The sequence below is a fragment of the Pseudoalteromonas sp. MTN2-4 genome (assembly GCF_042848605.1).
Classification (GTDB): Bacteria; Pseudomonadota; Gammaproteobacteria; order Enterobacterales; family Alteromonadaceae; genus Pseudoalteromonas.
Map to the genome: position 1 here is coordinate 1 of NZ_BTGK01000096.1, position 214 is coordinate 214.

Consider the following 214-nt stretch of genomic DNA (forward strand, 5'->3'; position numbering starts at 1 on the left):
CACAGAAGAACTGAAGCCAGTTAATTACCAAGTATCAGGTCGTGTCTTCCTAGATACTTTACAAGACGGAGAACTTGAAGCTGTTGAGCTTGATAAAGCGCTTGAAAACATCACAGTTACGTTGACGGGTAAAGACAAGTTTGGCCGCGAGGTGTCACTAACGCGCACTACAGACATCAACGGTCAGTACGAGTTTGCAGATTTAACCGAAGCG

1 protein-coding gene is annotated in these 214 nt (G+C 45.3%); it reads left to right on the forward strand.

Going from position 1 to position 214, the window contains the following annotated elements; all coding sequences use genetic code 11:
- On the forward strand, positions 1-214 hold a 214-nt coding region (locus ACGHEH_RS21860; protein WP_390449929.1), incomplete at both ends, for a hypothetical protein.